Source organism: Urechidicola vernalis, assembly GCF_031846385.1.
GTDB lineage: Bacteria > Bacteroidota > Bacteroidia > Flavobacteriales > Flavobacteriaceae > Urechidicola > Urechidicola vernalis.
In genome coordinates, this window is sequence record NZ_JAVRHV010000013.1 from 1 (window position 1) to 3,381 (window position 3,381).

At 36.4% G+C, this 3,381-nt stretch carries 1 protein-coding gene; it reads left to right on the forward strand.

Features of this window, described 5'->3' with window-relative positions; genetic code table 11:
- A partial coding sequence (locus RM519_RS13875; protein WP_311594428.1) for a LamG-like jellyroll fold domain-containing protein occupies positions 1-3,381 on the forward strand: 3,381 nt, incomplete at both ends.

A 3,381-nucleotide genomic window follows, 5' to 3' on the forward strand; every position in this document is an offset into this window, starting at 1 on the left:
GACAGCTCCAACAATATCTTGTCCAGCAAATATTACATTGGGTACCTCAAGTGATGGTTTTGGTAATTGTACTGCCAATGTTTTAGTAGACAATCCAGTTTTTAACGATAATTGTAGTGCAACTTTAACTTGGGTTATGTCCGGTGTTGTAGTTGATAGTGGTTCAGGATTTGTCGGTAATTATACATACCCTATTGGAACAACCACAATAACATATACAGTTACAGATGTTGCGGGCCTAACAATTTCGTGTACACAAGATATTACCATAGAGGATAACGAAAATCCTTTAATTAGTTGTCCTGGAAATCAAAATGTAAACTTCAATGATGATTGCCAATTTATTTTACAGGATTACACTTCTTTTTCATCAACTTCAGATAACTGTAATTCGCCAATTGTAGTTACTCAAAGCCCTTCGCCAGGCGCGACGATTTCTGGAGCAGTGACGGTAACTTTAACGGCTACTGATGGTTTTAATAATATCAGCACTTGCACTTTCGATGTTATTCCTTCTGATAATACAGACCCTATTGCAGTGGCTCAAAATTATACAACATATTTAAGTGTTAATGGAACTATTAATATTGCAGCTTCAGATTTAGACAATGGCTCTTCTGATAATTGTAATATTGTGCTTTCGACTGTTGCACCAAGTTCGTTTAATTGTTCAGATGTAGGTGATAACACCGTAACATTTACTGTTTATGACAATGCTGGGAATAGTGATACTACAACAGCAACAGTAACTATTGTAGATAATACATTACCAACCATGTTGTGCAATGATTATGTAGTCGTCATTGATGCAATTACAAGGGCTGCAACAATTGAAGCATCAGATGTAGATAATGGTTCGAATGATGCTTGTGGTTTAGCATCTTTGACAGTTTTTCCAAATGTTTTCCCAGAAGATATTAATGGAAACGTTTATACCACGACTACAACACTTACGGCAACCGATGTTAATGGAAATGTTAATACCTGTGATGTCACAATTACAGTTGAACCACCAAAAAATCAATTCACTTATTTAACAGGATTAATAGTTCCGCTAAATGGAGACCCAGCAAGTCCGTTAATAGAAGCCACTTCTTGCCCAGGAGGTGCAAATACACCGAGAGATGTTCAGTTTACATTGCAGAAAATAGGAACCTATAATTTACTAGCATCTGATGTAAATTATTGGGAATATTCTGATGATAATGGTGAAACATGGACGCAAATTAGTGGAACAGCAGGAACACTTACTCATACAATAATTGGAATTACGAATGATCGCTTTGTAAGATTGAATATTACAGATTATACTGATCTATCAGACCCTATTACAAAAACATCTGCTGAGGCTTATGTGCGTTTTTTACCGCCAGATGAACCTCCTATAATTGTTAGTCATACAGCGTTGGATATTTGTTTAGGAGCTCCTGTTACAGTAAATGCTGAAAGTTTTTTTGATCAACCAAATGGACAGTTTGGGGAAGGTGGAGAATTTAATTATGCCCAACCTGATGGATGGCGTGTTGATGGACAAGACGGGGAGTTCCCTGCAAGTGGTGATACTGGTTCAGAGGAAACATGGAAAGAAACCAACTCGAATAATAATTCAGCTTTTAGTGGAATTAATTATGATACTACTGATAACACAAAGTTTGCATTAGCGCATGGGGTAGGTAATACAACTACATTGGAAACGCCTGTTTTTAGTACAATTGGTATGACTTCTGCAGAGGCAATTATGTCTTTTTATACAAGTTTTTATTTTTGCAATGGAGGACATGGATATATTGAATTGTCATTTGATTCAGGGAATACATATACTACAACCCTAAACACAATTGAAGGCCATAATTTTACAGATGGTAACACTACTGGAGTTATATTGGCAACAGGGCCGCCAGGTAATAGATATATGGGTACAACCGATCCAAGAATGATGCCTGCTTCTATTGACTTAGGAGCTTATACAGGTTTGTCTGGTTTACGAGTAAGGTTTACATTTGTTGGGAATGATTCAAACTTAGGTGATTGTGGAGATATAACAAATACAACTTTTCCAAATCCAAATGGAGTAAGTTCTAATCGAACTAGAACTTTTGCAAGTGGTTGGGCAATTGATGATGTTGGATTTGCATATGCTCAGGTTGACGATGAATTAGAATGGACTGATGAGAACGGAACTGTTATAGCAATAGGAACTTCGGCAACTGTAACACCGATTACGCCCGGAATAAGGGAATATGGTGTTACAACATTAGTAAATGGTTGTAGAACGGATAATCATTCTGGAACAAATTTCATCAATGTAAATGCAAGTTTAGCCTATGCAGGTCAAAATTATACACCACTTGCTAGCGAATGTGGTGAATCTGCATTACAGTTAAACGCCTATGATAATACAAAATCTGCAGTTACTAATTTTGACAAAGGGGCATGGGTAAACAACCTATATGTTGTTCCGAATACTGCTGCTGGTGATACTGATTATTCTCCTACTGGTGTTACAGGAACTTGGTCTGTGCAGAGTGCATCAAGTACTTCTTGCGGTAACTCAGCAATATTCTCTAGCAATACCGATCCTGATGCAGTTTTTAATGCCGATCCCGGTAATTATACCTTAAGATGGACCCTTAATGATGGTAGCGGTTGTTATGATGAAATTGAAGTAACATTAACGGATTGTCCAACAGTAGATTTTGATGGAGTAAACGATTATGTCACTTTTAAAAACAATTATAATTTAAACAGCGAATTTAGTATTGAAGCATGGGTAAAACCAAATTCTGTAAATGGAACAAGCACCGTGTTTTCTAGAAAGGACTTTGGAGATAATTCAAATGGTTACGATTTAAGTATAAATAACGGACAAGTAACTTTTAATTGGTTTGGCACGACTTCTGGTTCAGTTTCTTCTGGAGATATAATAGATAATGATAGATGGTATCATTTGGCTGTTACATTTGATGGTAGCACCTATGTATTATTTGTTGACGGAATTCAATTGAATTCTTCTAGTGGGTCTGCACCTAACCAAACACCAAGTAATATTGAGGCATTAATCGGAGCAATGGACCAATCAGTATCAAATGATCCAATAAACTATTTTCATGGTTGGATGGATGAATTAAGAATTTGGAATAAAGCTTTAAATGTTGAGCATATTAGGCAGATGATGAATCAAGAAATAGAGGCTTTAGGATCAGATGTTGGAGGTGTAGTAATTCCTTTAAAAATATTTGGAGAGGATACAAACAGTGATGGAATAGAAGAAGATCAGTTATTATGGAGTCATCTTGATGGTTATTATAGAATGAATGTTGCTTGTGGTTATTTGTCTCCGTATAAAGGAATTAGCGGAAGACTTAGAAACATTACCACTAG